This window comes from Roseateles sp. P5_B10 (genome assembly GCF_056400485.1).
This window is the reverse complement of sequence record NZ_JBFULE010001352.1, coordinates 1-881: the sequence shown is the minus strand read 5'-3', so window position 1 is coordinate 881 and position 881 is coordinate 1. Positions and strand designations below refer to the sequence as shown.

Below are 881 nucleotides of genomic sequence, written 5' to 3'. Positions count from 1 at the left end.
AAACCAGACCCAGCACCGCACCAGCCAGACCCAGCAATCCGGCCTCGATGACAAACTGTTGGAAAATGTCGCCGCGCGAAGCACCGAGAGCGCGGCGCACACTAATTTCTCCGCTGCGGCGTAATGTCTTGGCCAATAGCAGACCTACCATATTCACAATGCAAACGGCTAGGAAGCCAAACGCCAACCAGTTTTGCAGGCGGACGTCTGCGGGCAGAATTTCGTTGTAGTCCAGCCATTCCGTAATGCTACGTAGGCGCACATTGTTCGGGCGTTCGAAGCGACCGGCTGCGCGCTGAACGTCCGAGTATCTTTCTAAATATTTTCGAAAGACTGGAGCATCTTCGGGCCTATCCAGCTCGACCCAATACTGCACCCACGCACAGCTAGCATTCAGGTCCCATGGACTGTCGCCGATGCTGAAATTTCCCCAGCAGTCAGTACTTCCTGAATGTCCGACATTTAGTGCGATGGCCGTAGAGAACGGCAAAAAGAGGTCCTCCGATTCCGAGAATCTCCCTACCGTCAGGTCATAGAAGTGGGGCTGAAGCTTCCAGGGCTTGAGCACGCCGATAATCCGCAATGGCCGTCCCGCAACAAGGACCTCGCGGCCGACGCTGTTGGCGCCGCCAAAGAGCCTTTCATTTAGCGATGAAGAGAGCACGGCTACGCGAGCCTGAACATTGTCATCGGCTGCGCTCCAGCCCCCGCCATAAAGCCAAGGTGCGTCGAACATCGCGAAAAAATCAGCCGTGGTATATCGCGCGCTTGAAACGACGGGGTCGATTTGCGTGTTGGCCGCACCAACAGGTACGTCGGTTCCACTCATCATTGCTTGCCGTTTGGCTTTGCTTTCACGTAGCAGGGCAGTTGCGTCAAAG

Annotated in this window: 1 protein-coding gene; it reads right to left on the bottom strand. The window is 55.8% G+C overall.

Annotated features, from left to right (window positions below; translation table 11 throughout):
• The coding region (locus AC1DU6_RS33270) for an ABC transporter permease (protein ID WP_477862598.1) at positions 1–881 on the bottom strand (881 nt) is incomplete at both ends.